At 36.0% G+C, this 16,903-nt stretch carries 15 protein-coding genes; 10 read left to right on the plus strand and 5 right to left on the minus strand.

Translation table 11 applies throughout. The features are described from left to right. Window positions 1-107 precede the first annotated feature (107 nt). The 5 genes from ACTJIP_RS17460 to ACTJIP_RS17480 form a co-directional block, all read right to left on the minus strand. Entirely contained in the window at window positions 108-776 is a 669-nt protein-coding gene (locus ACTJIP_RS17460) for an HAD-IA family hydrolase (RefSeq protein ID WP_428168375.1), read from the minus strand. 7 nt (window positions 777-783) lie between these two features. Next, window positions 784-1,938, minus strand: a complete 1,155-nt coding sequence (locus ACTJIP_RS17465; protein WP_077413177.1) for a TIGR03364 family FAD-dependent oxidoreductase — start codon at window positions 1,936-1,938, stop codon at window positions 784-786. Between the two features lie 11 nt (window positions 1,939-1,949). After that, complete coding sequence (locus tag ACTJIP_RS17470) at window positions 1,950-3,248, minus strand: DUF5690 family protein (RefSeq protein WP_180564840.1); 1,299 nt, start codon at window positions 3,246-3,248, stop codon at window positions 1,950-1,952. A gap of 9 nt (window positions 3,249-3,257) precedes the next feature. Continuing rightward, complete coding sequence (locus ACTJIP_RS17475) at window positions 3,258-6,083, minus strand: TonB-dependent receptor (RefSeq protein WP_440704882.1); 2,826 nt, start codon at window positions 6,081-6,083, stop codon at window positions 3,258-3,260. Window positions 6,084-6,690: 607 nt separating this feature from the next. After that, window positions 6,691-7,260 (minus strand): helix-turn-helix domain-containing protein, encoded by a 570-nt coding sequence (locus tag ACTJIP_RS17480; RefSeq protein ID WP_077413174.1) that lies wholly within the window; start codon window positions 7,258-7,260, stop codon window positions 6,691-6,693. Between the two features lie 204 nt (window positions 7,261-7,464). Between ACTJIP_RS17480 and ACTJIP_RS17485 the strand changes: the two genes are divergently transcribed. The 10 genes from ACTJIP_RS17485 to ACTJIP_RS17530 all read left to right on the plus strand — a co-directional run bounded on the left by ACTJIP_RS17485 (window position 7,465) and on the right by ACTJIP_RS17530 (window position 16,844). Next, window positions 7,465-8,172, plus strand: a complete 708-nt coding sequence (locus ACTJIP_RS17485) for a response regulator transcription factor (protein ID WP_440704883.1) — start codon at window positions 7,465-7,467, stop codon at window positions 8,170-8,172. 3 nt (window positions 8,173-8,175) lie between these two features. After that, entirely contained in the window at window positions 8,176-9,576 is a 1,401-nt protein-coding gene (locus ACTJIP_RS17490; protein WP_077413173.1) for a sensor histidine kinase, read from the plus strand. A 227-nt stretch (window positions 9,577-9,803) separates the two neighbouring features. Then, window positions 9,804-10,298 carry a hypothetical protein gene (locus ACTJIP_RS17495; RefSeq protein WP_077413172.1) on the plus strand — a complete coding sequence of 165 codons (495 nt, stop codon included), beginning with the start codon at window positions 9,804-9,806 and terminating at the stop codon, window positions 10,296-10,298. A 27-nt stretch (window positions 10,299-10,325) separates the two neighbouring features. Then, window positions 10,326-11,153, plus strand: a complete 828-nt coding sequence (locus tag ACTJIP_RS17500; protein WP_219071956.1) for a YoaK family protein — start codon at window positions 10,326-10,328, stop codon at window positions 11,151-11,153. A 316-nt stretch (window positions 11,154-11,469) separates the two neighbouring features. Beyond that, on the plus strand, window positions 11,470-13,260 hold the full coding sequence (gene mutL, locus ACTJIP_RS17505) for a DNA mismatch repair endonuclease MutL (protein ID WP_180564837.1): 1,791 nt from the start codon (window positions 11,470-11,472) through the stop codon (window positions 13,258-13,260). A 3-nt stretch (window positions 13,261-13,263) separates the two neighbouring features. After that, a complete protein-coding gene (locus ACTJIP_RS17510) occupies window positions 13,264-13,992 on the plus strand; it encodes a rhomboid family intramembrane serine protease (RefSeq protein ID WP_077413169.1) in 729 nt (242 codons plus the stop codon). A 9-nt stretch (window positions 13,993-14,001) separates the two neighbouring features. Then, window positions 14,002-14,994, plus strand: a complete 993-nt coding sequence (locus tag ACTJIP_RS17515) for an endonuclease/exonuclease/phosphatase family protein (RefSeq protein ID WP_228408572.1) — start codon at window positions 14,002-14,004, stop codon at window positions 14,992-14,994. 73 nt (window positions 14,995-15,067) lie between these two features. Further along, window positions 15,068-16,039: an endonuclease/exonuclease/phosphatase family protein gene (locus tag ACTJIP_RS17520; protein ID WP_175627164.1), complete on the plus strand. Its 972-nt coding sequence runs from the start codon at window positions 15,068-15,070 to the stop codon at window positions 16,037-16,039. Between the two features lie 4 nt (window positions 16,040-16,043). Continuing rightward, window positions 16,044-16,406: a hypothetical protein gene (locus tag ACTJIP_RS17525; RefSeq protein WP_180564836.1), complete on the plus strand. Its 363-nt coding sequence runs from the start codon at window positions 16,044-16,046 to the stop codon at window positions 16,404-16,406. A gap of 27 nt (window positions 16,407-16,433) precedes the next feature. Next, a complete protein-coding gene (locus ACTJIP_RS17530; protein ID WP_077413166.1) occupies window positions 16,434-16,844 on the plus strand; it encodes a hypothetical protein in 411 nt (136 codons plus the stop codon). Window positions 16,845-16,903: the final 59 nt, after the last annotated feature.

The raw sequence follows: 16,903 nt of genomic DNA on the forward strand, positions 1-16,903 counted from the left end.
TCAAATTGGAAATTTGACGGGGTGGTAAAAACACAAACGTTTCCAATGATTTGCCTTGAAAACATTTGTGTAAAGAAGTACTAAAAATTAGTTTGAAAAAGATGTGTTTAAAGAAGATCTTCAGCCTCAGAAATTGTATTTAGAATATAATCAGGGGATGCTTTTTTAAGTTCTGATCGGGTCTGAGCTCCGGAAAGAACGGCTACCGTAAGTCCGCAGCCTGCATTTTTGCCCTCTTTAATATCAATAACAGAATCTCCCGCTTTTAAAACCTTATGTGCTTCAGTGATATTGAATTTCTTCATCGCAAGATGAATCATTTCAGGGCTTGGACGGCTTTCCGAAACATCATCCGCAGTAATTAAAGCATCAAAATGAATACTTTCTTTCCAGTTGAGTTTATCCAAAAGCTGATGAGCGATTTCAGATGTATATCCCGTATTCAGAACGATTTTTTTGTTTTGAGACTTCATGCTGAGAAGGAAATCTTCCGTTCCGGTGATGGGTTTTACTTCAAGATTTTTGTAAGACTCTTTAAGCTGATCAGAGAAATTCTCAAAGATTGCGGGAGCCTCCTCTTCATTGCCATTAATTTCTTTTAAAAGACTTGTGATGGCTTCCAGTTTTTCCATTCCGGCACAGCTGGATAATACCTTTTCCAGACTTACCACATAGCCGTAATCATTCACGGCATTGGTAAGTGTTTTGTACACTACATTATCCTCATCAATTGTTGTTCCGGCCATATCCAGAACCAATAATTCTATATTTTTCATTTAAATTTTAAGCGTAAATTTTTTCAATATTAAATTTTGAGAAGCCACCGCTTCCTGTCATTCCTTTTCCTCCAATACCCGTTACAATATGAATATTGGCAGATGGGCTGTGTTCAAAAATATCTTTGGTTTTGCACTGAGAATAAATTCCGAACCATCTTCTCTGAATATCATACGTGGGAAGATCAATGATTTTTTTAGCCTCAAGAATCATGAATTCATCAATCTCCATATTAAGATCATATCCAAGATCATCCGCATTTTTAGCATCGGCATACTCATGAGAATCTCCAATGATGACAGAACCGTCAAGAGCCTGTTTGAATAAAATATGAACTCCGTATTTCTTTTCAAAAGAAATCGGGTCTTCTAAAGCCTTAATTTTCTGGAAAGAAGGACATTCGCTGAATGATTCATATCTCCTGACAGAAAGACCGGTAAGAATATTTCCCTGAAGCGAATAAATCCCCTGCGGTTTGGTCTGAAGCATCTGAAGTTTACTGACTTCCAGATCACTGTCATTGAATACTTTAGGGTATAAAGTCTTAAACTCATGTCCGCCACAGATGATGATTTTAGATGCATTGAATTCCATTCTGTCTGCAGTTACAGCTGTACATTTCTGATCATCTTCATGGGTTTCAAGAACCGTTGTATTGTAGAAAATCTGCAGTCCCATTTTTTCCTGAAGCAGCTTGTGAAGTTTTACAATCATATCTGCAGAATCTACTGAAAGTTCCTGAGGGAAAAACAGACCTCCTTTACAATAATCCGAACGGAGCCCGTCATATTTTTTAACGCAGTCATTTTTTGATAATAAAATAGATTCATAATCATTGTTTCTGTTGATTTCATAAAGCTCTTCAATCAGCTGAAGCTCTTCATCATTGGATGCGATATATACAGATCCGTTTTGTCTGATGGTAAGATCCGCCTGGGTATGAAGTTCATTGTATATGGTGAGACTTTCTCTTCCGAAATTCTGCCATTTCAGATCCATTCCGGACGGTACTACCTGTCCGAAGTTCCTTACAGTGGCTCCCTGAGGAACAGAATTTCTTTCCAGTAAAGCTACTTTAAGATTTTTCTTCAGCGCATGATAAGCATGGAATGTTCCTAAAATTCCACCTCCTACAACGATTAAATCAAATTTTGTTGTCATTGTATTATAATTTATAAAATTTTCGATGTATCGAAATTGATGAATTGATTAGAGTTTGATTTTGGCTTTGATTTATTTCTGAAAGCCAGAAAAGCAATCACCGAAAGAATGAAAACGGTAACGGTGATGATGTAATTTAAGTTGATATAGAAATTTAACCATGAAGTCTGAGCCGAACCAAAATTTTTATACAAAAGAATCAGAACACTTCCCAGATACCCGAATGAATCTACAATATAAATGAGAAAACCTACATTTCCTTTGATTTCAAAAGCGGCAATCATCCGGTCAAAGTAAATTCCGTTAAAAGGAATATAACAGATATACATTCCGAAGCCGGAAATCGTCATCCATAAAAAAGGAGATAAAGAGCCCTGCTGAAAAAGATAAGTAGAAAGCCCTACTGTTAGAATTCCTATGAAAAGTATATAGTGATAGTAGGCAAATGCTTTTTTGTTGTTCTTTACTTTGACCATGAAACTGAAGATCAAAAGGACCATCACCGCAATAGGAATTTCCGTTAAAGTGAAAATGGAACTGTCAAAAGTAAAATGCAGTCCGTCCCAGATCTCACGGTTGAAATTATCTCTGAAATCTCTTAAAACCGTTAAACTGATATATAAAAAGATAATACACATGATGGGAACAAAAAACTGTTGGATCAGTGCTTTTCTTTCCCTGCCGTTCAACGGTTGTCTTTTGTTTTTAAGCAAAATGTCTTCTTCTGAAGGTTGGGGAATTCTTTCAAGAAGCAGCCCGAAAAGAATCAATGGAATAATAAAAATAAGTCCGGCTGAAAACGGCATCCAGAACTCGGAAATGGAGAACGTATCCATTAAAAATTTTCCTGCGGATTTTGTAAATCCTGAAGAAACGACAAAGCTTGAACATAAAAACAGACCGATGATTTCCGTGGTTTTTCGCCCTTCGATGTAAGAGAAAACAATTCCCCAGATCATTCCCAACGGAATCCCGTTGATAAACATAAATATAATATTGTAAGGAGCAGGAACCGCTGCAAATCCTAACAGGGCAAGCTCTGCAATGGCAATAAAAACAAACAGATAAGTAAGTCTTTTTTGTGGTTTCAGCTCAGAAATAAATTTGATCCCGATGAATTTTGAAATAAAATAGCCTACTGCCTGCGCAATAATAATCAGAATCTTATAATCTACTCCGAAATAGGAAAATCCCTCGAAAGAAGCTACAGTAAAAGGTTTTCTGAAGCCGTACATGCAGAAGTAAACACCAAAAGCAGCAAAAGCGGCTTTCAGTGTTACTAATGTTTTTTTATTGATGGTTCTGGCCATGATAATGGTTTAGAAGTTCAGTTTTACTCCAAGATTGAATCGTACTCCGTAATATTCTACCTGTTCAGGGCGGTCTTCATTTTTACCGAAGTGATAGATCAGAGGTTTGTTCAGAATATTGTTTACATCTGCATATAAAGTCAGATATTTTGTAAACTGATAAGACCCTCCGAAATCAAGATTGCTGTATTTACCATAATAAGAATCGTTGATATCTTCCTCAGCATATTCTACAGCATACTTTCCTTTATAGTTGTAAGCCAGCCTTGCATTGAATCCTTTTTTCTCAAAGAAAAGTTGTGCGTTGTATAGTTCTTTTGCCTGATAGGGCAGTGCTACCGTTCTTCCGCTTGGCTTCTCCATTTCAGAGGTCATGAATGTGGCATTCAGCTGTACTCCGAAGTATTGTAAAAACCCTGGAAGGAAGTCGAATCTTTTGTTAATTCCAAGTTCAATACCTCCAAGCCATGCTGCTTTTCCATTATTAGGTGCTGTAAATTGTACACCCGTAATTCCGTTATAATTTCCGATAAAAGAATCCTGAAAAATAGGATCTGTAATCGATTTATAGAAAACGCCGCCACTCAGAATCCCTACGTTGGAGAAATAATATTCTCCCATCAAATCAAAATTCAAAGAATAGGTAGGATTAAGATTTGGGTTTCCTCCTTTAAACTCATTGTCTGCTTCAATATAAGTTCCTCCAGGGGTGAGATCTCCAAAGTTCGGTCTTGAGAAAGTTCTAGTCGCAGCAAAACGAAGGTTGGTTTTATCATTTAATGTATATTTCAAGTGAATCATCGGAAGAACAGCCAGATAGTTTTTGGTGTTTTCTACTGGAGTCAGTACATCATCATTTACGCTGTATCCTCTTACTTTGGTATTGGTATTTGATAATCTGATTCCTCCTAAAATGATGATCTTATCATTCAGTTTATAGGTTGCCATCCCGTAAGCGTCTGCATGTTTTTCAAAGACATCAAAATTTCTTCCTAATGCTTTATTGTACTGCAGTGCTTCGGAATCAGCCGTATTAATCTTTAGATTCCCTTGATTCTGATACCAGAACTGGTTCATTCCTGTTGTAGAAAGTACGGGTCCAAAAGTATTGCCGATATGAGCATTCATTTCACTTAAATATTTCGGTCCATTGGGCTGTGTTGTGATATATTGTGAATACTCAGACAGAAGTGGGGCAGTACCATTGTTCCAGTTGTAGAAAATATCAGAGAACTTTGCATTACGTTCTTTATCTCTGTATTTAAAACCATATTTTAAGGTCAATTTATCAGATGCATTAATTTCGTGGTTGAATGCTGCTACGATTTTGTCTTTTTCCTCTACAAAAACTTTATAAAATTCAAGATCTGTAAATCTCATTTGGGAAGCATCCATTTTAAAGTTCGGATCACTGTAAAAACCGAATAAAGCATCTGGGTTTTTATAATCTAATTTCCCACCATCGGCTTTCCAATAAGCTCTTGGTCCATTTCCATGATCTGAAATATAATCAGGATTAATGCCTACACCAGATTGAGTGTACTTGATGACATAGTAAGAATTATTCTGCTTATCAGGAATATTTCCATACTTGAATTTGTTGTCGTAGTAAGATAAGTCCCAGTCGATTTTTCCTTTATTTAAATTATGAACGGCTCCCAAAGAGACAGAAGTAAGCTCTGTAATTAATAAATTGTGGATATTCTGAAGCTCTATTCTCGCTGTATTGTTGGCGCTGCTGAATTTATCAAATCGGATTCTATGTTTGTAGTGGGTTTCATCATCCGATAATGTACCATACATTCCTTTTAAATAGAAAGTAGTTTTTGGAGACAATACATATTCAAAAGCCGTATTGATCCCTGTTGTTTTTCTTACTCCGTTATAATCACGAAGTTCCAGCCTGAAAACACCTTCATCACCACTTCTTCTCGCTTCAAAGTTATCTGTAGACCAGTTCCTGATGAAATGGGCAAAATTGAAAAGGTACCCGAATTTTTTATCTTTTGTTCTTCCTCCATATAAAAATCCGAGGTTATACACTCCTTTATCAGCTTTAGCATTATATCCACTTCCAATAGTTGCTTTGAATTCTGTTTTCATTGGCGGAGTCTTGGTGATAAAATTGACACCACCACCAATTCCGTCTGCTTCCATGTCCGGGGTAAAAGACTTGTTTACATGTACATACGAGATCAGTTCCGTAGGAAAAAAGTCGAATGCTGTTGCTCTTGATGTTGTTTCCTCCTCAGCGGTAGGAAGTCTGTTTCCATTGATGGTTGTAGAAGCCCAGAATGGCGGAAGTCCTCTCAGAGAAACAAATCTTCCTTCGCCCTGGTCTCTTTCAATAGAAACTCCCTGTACACGCTGTACGGTCTCTGCCGCATTTCTGTCCGGTAGCTTTCCGATTCCGTCAGAGGCAATGACATTGGTAATATTGATTGCATTTTTCTGAAGATTCAATGCTCTTGCTTCCGTATTTTTCAGCGTTCCGGTAACGACTACTTCATCAATGTTTTTTCGGGGTTGGGAAAGTTTGATGATTCCCAAATCAACCGTTTGTTCTGGCTTCAGATCTACATTGATGTCTGTAGATTCATATCCGATGTAGCTGATTTGTAGCGTGTACTGACCTTCTTTGATATCATTGATGGTAAATTTTCCTTCAATATCAGTCGCTATATTTTTAGATAAGCCTTTTATTTTGACTGTGGCCCCAGGGAGAGGCTGGCTGTCGTCCAGAACAGTTCCTATAATTAACTGTTTCTGTGCTGAAACAAAGACAATGAAACAGACAAAAACAAGGGTAAGTAATTTCTCTAAATTTGCTTTCATTTTTACATATATTAAATTTTTTATGCAAATCAAGCTAATAATTTTAATATATATAAATATTCTGTGTTAAGTATTGTTTAACAAATAGACACTGTTTATTACGACTATTTTACTTTGAAAACCATTGAAATTGATCTTTTAAAATAGAATAAAAAAGAGATAGAGTTTGTTCACACAACGTTTTTATAAATATTGCTTTATAGTTATTCAATGGGAAATTGATCTAAAATAGGGGTGTTTTGCTTCATATTTCGTTCATTTTGGGAGAAAGCAGAAAATCAAAAATTGCATATTTGTAAACTTTTGTTTTGTCTGGAAATCAAAAATTGAAGAAGAATGAGTAAAATGATTATTATTTTAAACGCAAAGTTTAATGATTCTAACAGTATATTTATAAGGATGCAAAGGTTGCGACTTTGTCGCTGATGAAGCGTTCTTGTGATGCGTGCACTCATAAAGAATCAATGAGATTGATTCTACTCTAGAATTGTCATTCTGAATGCAATGCAATGCAATGAAGAATTTTATACTATTGAATGTAAATAGGATTCTTCCTTCGTCAGAATGACAAAGTCAAATAAAAAACTTTGCGTTAAAAAAAATGCGATTAAGCAGTATAAAAATAAAGGACAAGCATCACACAGCTTTCATCGCTGATGCTTACCGGAACGTGAGGAAACTTACCATTGAAATATAGAGAATCACCTTCTTTTAAAATGATTTCTTCATTATCAATCACGTATTTCACTTCTCCCTTCAGGATATATTTGAATTCCCAGGCATCGGTAATAACTTTTTCCCTTTTTGAATTGGGTTCAAGGGTAAGGAGTGCCGCTTCAAATCCCAAAGAATGAAGACTTTTGCTGAAGATATGCATATACTTGAATCCTTCAGCTTCTACCTCTTTTTCTATTACCTGCTGGCTTTCTTTCGGAACATAGATGAATTTGGCATTGGATTTTTTCTCAACCCCTTCAAAAAAGTAGCTGGCATCAATCTCAAGAGACTGAATCAGATCCAATAAGACAGGAAGTGAAGGAATCGTCCTTCCGTTTTCAATTCTGGAAACAAGACCGTTACTCACATTCGCTTTGAAAGCCAGATCATTGATGGTTAAATTATTCTTTTTTCTAATATCCTTTAATCTCTTGCCGATACCTATTAAAAAGTCGTTCATACTCTATGTAATTTAACCCTGAATTATTTTTTCATCATTCTATTAAAAGCAAAGGTAATATTATTATATAGAGTTTGAATAAGGTAGGGAATCAATTCATTGAAAATTATTATTGAAAAAGGAATACTGAATTTGCCTTCTGCTTGCTCTTTTTGTCCACCCCAATAAAATTTCCCTATTTTTGTGAAACTCCTTATTTCATTTATGAAAAAAATTATTCTTATCGAAGACGAAACCAGTGTAGTTTCTTTTATTAAAAAAGGACTTCAGGAAAATGGATATGAAATTTCTGTAGCTTTTGACGGCCGTACAGGAGTACAACTGGTGCAGGCTAACGATTTTGATCTGGTAATTTTAGACATTATGCTTCCGGAAATGAATGGTCTGGATGTCTGTAAAGAGATAAGAAAAACCAATCAGAACGTTCCGATTTTGTTTCTAACTGCTTTGGGAACTTCTGAAAATATCGTTCTTGGACTGGAAAGCGGAGGAGATGATTATCTTGTAAAGCCTTTTAAATTCATAGAGCTGGTAGCACGTGTGAAGTCTTTGCTAAGGAGAAGCAACAACAACGGTCCGCAGGAAGCCATTGAATCTGAACCTGATAATGAAGATGTTTTTCAGTTTTCAGACCTGATGGTGAATGATTATACCAAGAAGGTAACCCGCGCAGGAGAAGACATTTCGCTTACTTCTACAGAATATAAACTCCTGCTATATTTCCTGAATAATCCGGAAAAAGTAATTTCCAGAGCTGAAATTCTGGATGCAGTATGGGGAGTGAACTACGAACTGGGAACCAATGTGGTCGATGTATATGTCAACTATTTAAGAAAAAAACTGGATAACCAGGATGATAATAAGTTGATTCATACAGTGATAGGAATGGGATATGTGTTGAAAAAAACATAATGGATGTTTAATAAAGTGATTACAAATCAGACCAAAACGATGGTGCTTTTGATGTTGGTTTTTACAGCCATCATTTTGCTGTTCAGTGGTTTGGTATACTTTTCTATCGTGAATTTTTCCCATCAGAGATTTTATGAGCTCCTAAAAATCAGAACGGCGACCATTGTTCAGATTGAAAAAAGCAAAGATCATCTCGACCTTCCGGAAAATTATATTCTCAACAGTCTGAATGATGAGGAACTTCCAATGGAAAAGGACTATGTTTTTGCCGTTCCCAGAGATTCCAATTTCAAAAAAATATCTCAGGAAGTTCATATTCCTGCTTATTTCTTTAAAAATATTATCAAAGAAGGAGAGTCCAATTATAATGATGAAGAATTCTATTATATAGGACAAAGCTTTAAATATGATAATAAAGATTATATCGCTATTGCTTCAGCTAAAAATCATTATGTCATTTATTATCTGGGCTTTTTAAAAAGAACACTGCTTACCTGTATCGTTCTTTCTTTGTTCTTCAGTATGATCTTCTCTTTTTATCTTTCCAAAACGTTATTCAGACCTATCTTAAAAATTACAGGAAAAGTAAAAGAGATAAGTTCTGAAAATCTTCACTTAAGGCTGGAGTCTCAGCCTGATAACAAAGAGCTGAACGAGTTGGTAGATACTTTCAACGATATGCTCAACCGTATTGAAACCTCATTTGAAACTCAGAATCACCTGATCGGAAATGTTTCCCACGAATTGAGAACTCCTCTTACCTCCATTATGGGAGAAGCTGATGTTGCTCTTTCCATCAGCAGAACAGCCGATGAATACAAAGAAACTCTTGGAATCATTCTGGATGAAGCTGAAAAGCTGGATAAAAAGATTAAAGCTCTCTTAATGATTGCCCAAACCGGATTCGATGGGAAAATCCAGAAAATGGATAAGGTAAGAATAGATCAGCTGCTTTGGGATGTTATTGAAACGCTAAGAAGAATAGATTCCAGAAATAATATTTATCTTGATATCAGTATGCTTCCCGATAATCCGAAAAAGCTGAAAGTACAGGGAAATGAACAGCTGCTCCATCTTGCGGTAGCCAATATCATCAGTAATGGCTGCAAATATTCTAATTTTCAGCAGGTAAAAGTATCTCTGGGAGCTACCAATACAGATGTCTACATTATTGTAAAAGACAATGGTATCGGAATTCCTGAAGTAGAGATGAATAAAATCTACGATCCATTCTTCAGAGCCTCCAATACGAACAACTATGAAGGTTATGGAATTGGGCTTCCTTTAGCAAGAAACATCGTAAGAATGCATCACGGGGAACTGATCGTAAGTTCACACGAAAACCAGGGAACTACAGTACAAATGCGCTTCCCAAATTTCTATAGTACGCAGAAAGGAGAGTAGCCTGATCTTATTCAGCCTGAAGAACAATCCGGAAACAAACAATGTCTATGAGCAATTTCGTCCTTTTACGATTTTGTTTTTTGCTATATGAACTCTCCTTAACAATTTTCTAATCTCATTTTAATCTCTTTAATCACATTTTAATTTCGTTCCAAAGATGTTCTAATATGGTCGTTCTAGTTTTGTATCATCAAAAAAGATAAACACAATACAAAATAATAAAGAACATGGCTAAAACAATTTTAATTGCGACAGATTACTCTCTTGAGTCATTGAATATATTGAAAAAAGTACTTAAGGAGAAAGATGCATCAGAAGATCAGAACCAATATAATATCCTTCTGACATCCGGGTATGATGGCGGAGATTCTATCAGAGATCTTTTATTCACAACCAAAACATCGGTTTTTAATAAAATAAGACCGGAAGAGTTCTGTGATGCCTATGGAATTATCAGTAATAAATATCCCCACCTGATTAATAAAATCACTTGTGATATTTTTACAGGAAGTTTCCAGAGAACATTCAACCAATATGTAAAGGCAGAAAATATTGAAGAGGCTTATTATTCTCCATCTATCAAAAGTAAGGGAAAAGGTAAGTTTGATCTGATTCCTTACATCAAAAAATGCAAAGAACTGCAATCCCAAGAAATTACCGTTGAAGTAAGAGAAAGACTTCCGGAAAGAGGAAGATTGGCAGAGATCTTTGTAGAGGTCTAAATAAAACACAAATAAAAAAATAAAAAAATGTTAAGAAATTATAGTAACAGCAGGACACTGGGAGATAATATCAGGTTGGGGACGCTGACTGCCTTTACGGCGGGTACTATAAATATTGCTTCCCTATTGATATTTCTCTCTTTTACATCGAATGTAACGGGACACTACGCTATTTTAGCAGCAGAAATAAGTAAAGGAAACTGGACGCAGGTAGGAGTAGTAGGAGGATGGATCTTTTTATTCTTCTTCGGAAGTTTTCTGTCCAACTTTATTGTTATCAACTTTAACAAGAAAAGTAAATATTTTGCCCATTCTATGCCTATTGCGCTGGAAATTATATGTCTCCTTTTTGTGGGAATATACGGGCAGTTTTACTATCAGAAAACATTAGAGGAAACAGAATATCTGGTAGCATTGATGCTTTTTGCCACCGGACTGCAAAACGGTCTTACGGCAAGTATCTCCAACTTCTCCGTGAAAACGACCCACCTTACGGGAACAACCACCGATTTAGGAATCCTGGTGTCTATGTTTACACAGAAAAAATACAGAAGAAACGGAGAGCTGATTGGCAGAGCAAAACTTCTGATGAGTATTATGCTTGCTTATATCATGGGAGCAGTGTTCTCAGGATTGACTTATTACTATCTGGAATTCAGAGTGTTCTATGTAATCAGTCTGTGTCTTCTGATTGTCATCGGGTATGATGCTTATAAAATTCATGTTCGACACTTTAACACGAAATATAGATATAGCAGGATTTATAAAAAGCCTAATCTCTTTGCATATCTCTATGATAAAATCCATGGAATTCCTAAAAGAGAGAAGAAAAGAAAGCTTGTCTTTGAAGATTAAAATATAAAACACACTATTGATTTTTTGTATAAACTAGCTGTAAATGCCCTTATTTTATTATGAAATAGGGGTGTTTTTCTTTAAAAATGTCTTAAAAATCTATAAATCTGTTGTTTTTTATCCTGTTTTTCAAAGGTGTTAAAATGAAAATTTCCCGATCAGATTAATAAGTGAGCTAACGCCCTTCATTACAAACATTAAAAAAAATGGTTGGGGATAAATAAGTAAAAATGTTGATAATTAAATATTAAATCACGATTTTGGTATTTTAATTCCCGTTTCCATTGACTATTTTTGTAAGTTGATTTACGTTTTTATGTCAGATATTATTCAGCTTTTACCGGATCATGTAGCCAACCAAATTGCAGCGGGAGAGGTGGTGCAGCGGCCTGCATCCATCGTGAAAGAACTTTTGGAAAATGCTATTGATGCAGATGCAACGAAGATTGAATTGATCATCAGAGATGCCGGGAAAAACCTTATTCAGGTGGTAGACGACGGAAAAGGAATGTCCGAAACAGATGCCCGTATGGCATTTGAAAGACATGCTACCTCCAAAATCAAAGGAACAGAAGATATCTTTAAGATTGCTACAAAAGGCTTCCGGGGTGAAGCACTGGCTTCTATTGCCGCAGTTTCACAAGTAGAGCTCAGAACGAAACAGAATGACACATCCATTGGTACCAACATTTATATTGAAGGCGGAGTTTTCCAGTTTCAAGACCCGGTTCAGACAGCAGACGGATCAAATTTTTTAGTAAAAAATCTTTTCTATAACGTTCCTGCAAGAAGGAAGTTTTTGAAAAATAACAATATTGAATTCAGACATGTAATTGATGAATTTCAGCGTGTTGCACTGGCTCATGAAAATCTGGAGTTTTCCCTTTTCCATGATGATGAAGCTGTTTTCAGGTTGAGAAAAGGAAGTCAGATGCAGCGTATTGTAGATGTTTTCGGAAGGAAACTTCAGCCGCTTTTGATTCCTATCAAAGAAGATATTATCTGGTGTAAACTTCATGGATTCGTTGCTAAGCCTGAAGGTGCCAAGAAAGCAAGAGGAGAACAGTTTCTTTTTGTGAACGGAAGGTATTTCAGAAGCCCATACTTCAATAAAGCAGTACAGGAAGCCTTTGAAGGATTGCTTCAGCCCGGATATGTCCCTTCATTTTTCCTTTTCCTGGAGCTTGATCCTGAGAAAATTGATGTGAATATCCATCCACAGAAAACCGAAGTGAAATTTGAAGATGAACATCTTATTTTTGCTTTGCTCCGCTCAACCATCAAAAGGTCGTTAGGGATTTATAATGTCTCTCCAAGCCTTGATTTCGACAGAGATCCGGAGTTGGATGAAATGATGAATAAACCGATTCCAAGCAAAGGAAACGGAGGTGGAAGTGGTTTTGTAAAAATGCCGGAGATTATTGTAGATAAGGATTATAATCCGTTTCTGGAAGAAAAAAATGTAGTGCATCCAGAAGAAATTCAGAATCTTACAGAAATGTACCATCAGAATATTACTGCTGAACCTTCAAAGATTAATTTATTTGAAGATGAAGATTTTGACGAAGATCTGATGAGGCTTCCAAATGGCTACTGGCTTTTCAATAAAGGTGATGTGACCTTGATGCTGGATCTCGGAAGAATGCACAGATTATTGGTTTCTGAAGGGAATAAATCTACCAGAAAATCAAATACAAACAGCCATGCTCTTCTTTTCTCTCTGGAATATCATATGAATGAGATTGAGAAGACAAAATACAATTCGATCAAAAAATATCTTCCGGAATTAGGGTTTGACATGAAAATTGCTCATGAAAGCGTACTTCGAATAGATTCACTTCCTGAAGGGCTGAAAGAAACCCAGGCAATGAAATTCCTGGAGAACCTTTTTGAAATTCTGGAATACAAAACAGAAGAAGAATTTTTGCATTACTACCATAATCAGTGGAACAAAATGCAGTCCAAGTCAAGATTTGACTTTATTTATAAAAAAGATGCGGAACAGCTTATCAAAGACTTTACAGCACTAGGTTTCCCGGAGTTTTTGCCGGATGGAAAAAGATGCTATTATGAAGTTCCGTTTAATGATTTTAAAAACAAATTTTAAATTATGTTTAACAATATACCGCCCATTACAAGGAATATTATTATAATCAATGTTATAGTATTTATTGTTACTTATTTCATGGGAAACCAGATGATTGGGTATCTCGCGGGCTTTTATCCGTTCTCCCCTTTTTTCCATTCATGGCAGGTTATTACCCATATGTTCATGCACGGAAGTATCATGCATATTTTATTTAACATGATGACGCTCTTTAGCTTTGGACCCATTCTGGAGCAGACATTAGGAGATAAAAAGTATTTGATTTTATATTTTGCAAGTGGTTTAGGTGCATTTTTCCTTTTCAATTTGTGGAATTTTGTAGAAGTTCAGCAGCTTTCCAGTGAATTGGAACAGCTGGGGTTTAATGTAAATGCATATTTGTCAGGTGCCAGTGTTGGGTTTGCAGGGAATGCAGATTCCATTCTTAAACAAAAAGAATTACTTGAAAGTTTCAAAGACATTGTAGCTACACCCATGGTTGGGGCTTCTGGAGCTATTTTCGGAGTTGTAGCGGCATTTGCGACGCTTTATCCAGATTCTAAAATTGGAATCATGTTTATTCCGGTTCCTATAAAAGTAAAATACCTTCTGCCAATTATTGTTGTTGTTTCTGTGTTCCTTGGTGTCTCCGGGAATGGAGGCGGCATTGCTCACCTCGCTCACGTAGGGGGAGCTTTGGTAGGATGGCTGCTGGCAGTAATTTGGAAAAAGCATTTGTACAGATTCAATTAAAATAAGATTGTGAAGGTTTTCCGACTCATATTATTCATCCTGCATCTGGGAATTCTGTTTTTACTGCTGGGTACATTATTGAATGCTTATGTTCCACCGAAGGTTTTCCCATGGTTTAACTTGCTTTCCTTAGGTTTTCCGGTACTTATGATCTCTTATATCATTCTGACGATATTCTGGGTTTTCAGCTGGAAAAAAAGAGCTTTTGTATTCATGTTTGCAGGGCTTGCATTTATCAACCCGGTAAAAAGATGGGTGAATTATTCTTCTCCTAAAAATGGAAATTCAGAAATAAAAATAGTCTCTTTCAATACGAGGGCAGGGGGAAGAGGAAATGCCGGAATTGGACCTTATCTAAAATCTCAGCGTGCAGATGTTATCCTTTTACAGGAAGATGCTGGTAAAGATTATCAATTTGAGGGATATCAGAAAGTAAATCCGGGAGCAGGGTTAACGATTTTGACCAAACATAAAATTATTAATCATAAAATTATCGACCCACAGGATGAAAATATAAGAATTCCTGGTTTACAGGCTGATATCGAGATTAATGGAAAGGTATATCGGTTTATTGATGTATATCTTAATCCGTTCCACTTTGATAAAGATATGGTAAGACTTAATGGAAATACCGATTCCAACGAACAAAAAGCAAAAGATGTTGTAAAAAGGCTGATTCCAACTTTTAAGAAACATCAGGAGCAGACAGTTTTGATCAAACAGGTTATTGAGACCTCACCTTACCCCGTTATTCTTACAGGAGATTTCAATTCTGTTCCTAATTCTTATGAATATTATCATTTATCGGATGGGCTTGAAGATGCATTTTTATCGGCCGGAAAGGGCAGTGCAACCAGTTTTCACGACTATAAATTTCCAATCAGGATCGACTATGTTTTTTCTTCAAAATCATTAAGGGCAATATCTTATGAAGTTGACCGTTCTGTAAGTATTTCAGATCATTATCCTGTCATCGTGAAATTTTCCACGGAAAGCAAATAATCATAAAAAGAGTTAAAGTTATCTGCTTGGTAGGATTTTTGTTGAAAGAAAAGCGTACCAAGACCGTTTTTTCATGAAGTCGAATCAGATATTACTATTTATACATATCGTTATTGCTGTTTTGCTGTTAAGCACATTGGGGAATGCATGGATTCCGCCTAATCTTTTGGGCTACCTTAACCTGCTATCACTTGGTTTCCCCTATCTGATCTTAGCACATTTGATTCTTACACTGATATGGATCTTCAAAAAACAAAAAATAGCTATCGCTTTTGCACTGGGTACACTTATCTTCTATAATCCCATCAGACGATGGGTCAACTTTTCACCAAAAACAGAGAATGGAAAAACAATACGGGATATTAAAGTATTGACATTTAATGTAAAATATGGAGAATATGGTTGGGATAAAGTGAAAAATTACATTAAAGAACAGGATGCAGATATTATTCTTGTACAGGAAAAAGATACTAACCGTGCCATAAAACGGGATCTTATAAAATATCCTTCTGTTATTCTGAAAACAAAACATAAAATTGTAAGACAGGCAGAGTTGATTGATGAGAAAGCAAGAGGAAATTCATTCTATGCTGATATTGATATCAATGGAAAGGTAGTCAGAATCATTAATGTCTATCTTGAACCTTTCAGACTTCATAAGTCAATGTTTACGAAGTTAGATGCACTTGGATTTGGAAATGTTTCAACATTGCTCTCTCACATGACTCCTACATTTCAGGCCCATGAAGATCAGGTAAAAAGAATCAGAAAGATGGTAGATTTATCACCTTACCCGGTTATTTTAGCCGGAGATTTTAATTCTGTTCCCAATTCTTATGAATATTATAATCTGGGAAAAGATCTTCAGGATGCCTTTTTAGTAGCAGGAAAGGGAAGCGCAAGCAGTTTTCATGACTATAAAGTACCTTTGAGAATTGATTATATCTTCAGTTCAAAATCTATTATTCCTCTAAGCTATAAAGTAGATCAGTCTGTGAAATTATCGGATCACTATCCTGTAATTGCAGAATTTCTGCTAAATTAGTTCCATGAAAAATATACTGTCTGTGATTTTTATTTTCACAATTCTTCTCACTGCATGTTCCAAGAAGGAATCTCCGGGTTTCGCTGCGGAACAGGATGTTAAAAGGAACTATGATACTATTGCTGTTGATTCCTTTTCTACCGGCGCTGTTTCAGTAGATATTGCCCGAAAGATAAGAATGTCTTCCCCCCAGTATCTGGACTCTGTAAAACAGGCTAAAAAGCTTCAGGAAGAGGAGAGCAAGCTAAAGGCAGAGCTTGAAAAAGAAAATAAAGCAAAACAGGAAGAGGAAAAGAAAAAAGCAGATGCAGAAAAGAAAAAGAAGTCTGTAGAAACGCCTTCGGGTCCAGACTCTAAAACACAATAACGCCTATATCATTAAAAAATAGACAATATGAAAAAACAAATCCTTACAGCAATGGTGATCTCAGTATTCACTGTAGCATGTACAAAATCAACAACGAAAACAGAGCAGGTAGATAACGCTGACGGATCAGTTACTACAACCACTACTACTGTTACAGAAACTCCAACTACTGTTGATACTGCAAAAATCAACAATGCAAAAGAAGATGTGAAAGCAAAAGTAGATGCCGCTGGTAATAAGATTGATGATGCAGCTCAAAAGGCTAAAGATAAAATTGATGCAACAGCTGATAAAACGAAACAGGATCTTCAGAAGGCCGGTCAGGATATCAAAACTGAAGCCAATAAAGTAGGACAAGATGCTAAAGAAGCCGCGAAAAAAGGAGCTTCAAAAGTAGAGGAAGCTGCGAAAAAAGTGAAAGAAGACTTAAGTAAATAAAATAAAAGCCGTAATTCTAATTGAGTTACGGCTTTTTTTTATTAATTGACCAGAATGGA

The organism is Chryseobacterium sp. 22543 (assembly GCF_052044565.1).
In the GTDB taxonomy this organism is placed as follows: domain Bacteria; phylum Bacteroidota; class Bacteroidia; order Flavobacteriales; family Weeksellaceae; genus Chryseobacterium.

What these genes read in the sequence shown, in the direction of transcription:
- ACTJIP_RS17490 (WP_077413173.1), top strand. Translation starts at nt 8,176, where the DNA reads ATGTTTAATAAAGTGATTACAAATCAGACCAAAACGATGGTGCTTTTG.
- ACTJIP_RS17520 (WP_175627164.1), top strand. Translation starts at nt 15,068, where the DNA reads ATGAAGTCGAATCAGATATTACTATTTATACATATCGTTATTGCTGTT.
- ACTJIP_RS17525 (WP_180564836.1), top strand. Translation starts at nt 16,044, where the DNA reads ATGAAAAATATACTGTCTGTGATTTTTATTTTCACAATTCTTCTCACT.
- ACTJIP_RS17485 (WP_440704883.1), top strand. Translation starts at nt 7,465, where the DNA reads ATGAAAAAAATTATTCTTATCGAAGACGAAACCAGTGTAGTTTCTTTT.
- mutL (WP_180564837.1), top strand. Translation starts at nt 11,470, where the DNA reads ATGTCAGATATTATTCAGCTTTTACCGGATCATGTAGCCAACCAAATT.
- ACTJIP_RS17510 (WP_077413169.1), top strand. Translation starts at nt 13,264, where the DNA reads ATGTTTAACAATATACCGCCCATTACAAGGAATATTATTATAATCAAT.
- ACTJIP_RS17530 (WP_077413166.1), top strand. Translation starts at nt 16,434, where the DNA reads ATGAAAAAACAAATCCTTACAGCAATGGTGATCTCAGTATTCACTGTA.
- ACTJIP_RS17480 (WP_077413174.1), bottom strand. Translation starts at nt 7,260, where the DNA reads ATGAACGACTTTTTAATAGGTATCGGCAAGAGATTAAAGGATATTAGA.
- ACTJIP_RS17460 (WP_428168375.1), bottom strand. Translation starts at nt 776, where the DNA reads ATGAAAAATATAGAATTATTGGTTCTGGATATGGCCGGAACAACAATT.
- ACTJIP_RS17500 (WP_219071956.1), top strand. Translation starts at nt 10,326, where the DNA reads ATGTTAAGAAATTATAGTAACAGCAGGACACTGGGAGATAATATCAGG.
- ACTJIP_RS17495 (WP_077413172.1), top strand. Translation starts at nt 9,804, where the DNA reads ATGGCTAAAACAATTTTAATTGCGACAGATTACTCTCTTGAGTCATTG.
- ACTJIP_RS17475 (WP_440704882.1), bottom strand. Translation starts at nt 6,083, where the DNA reads ATGAAAGCAAATTTAGAGAAATTACTTACCCTTGTTTTTGTCTGTTTC.
- ACTJIP_RS17465 (WP_077413177.1), bottom strand. Translation starts at nt 1,938, where the DNA reads ATGACAACAAAATTTGATTTAATCGTTGTAGGAGGTGGAATTTTAGGA.
- ACTJIP_RS17470 (WP_180564840.1), bottom strand. Translation starts at nt 3,248, where the DNA reads ATGGCCAGAACCATCAATAAAAAAACATTAGTAACACTGAAAGCCGCT.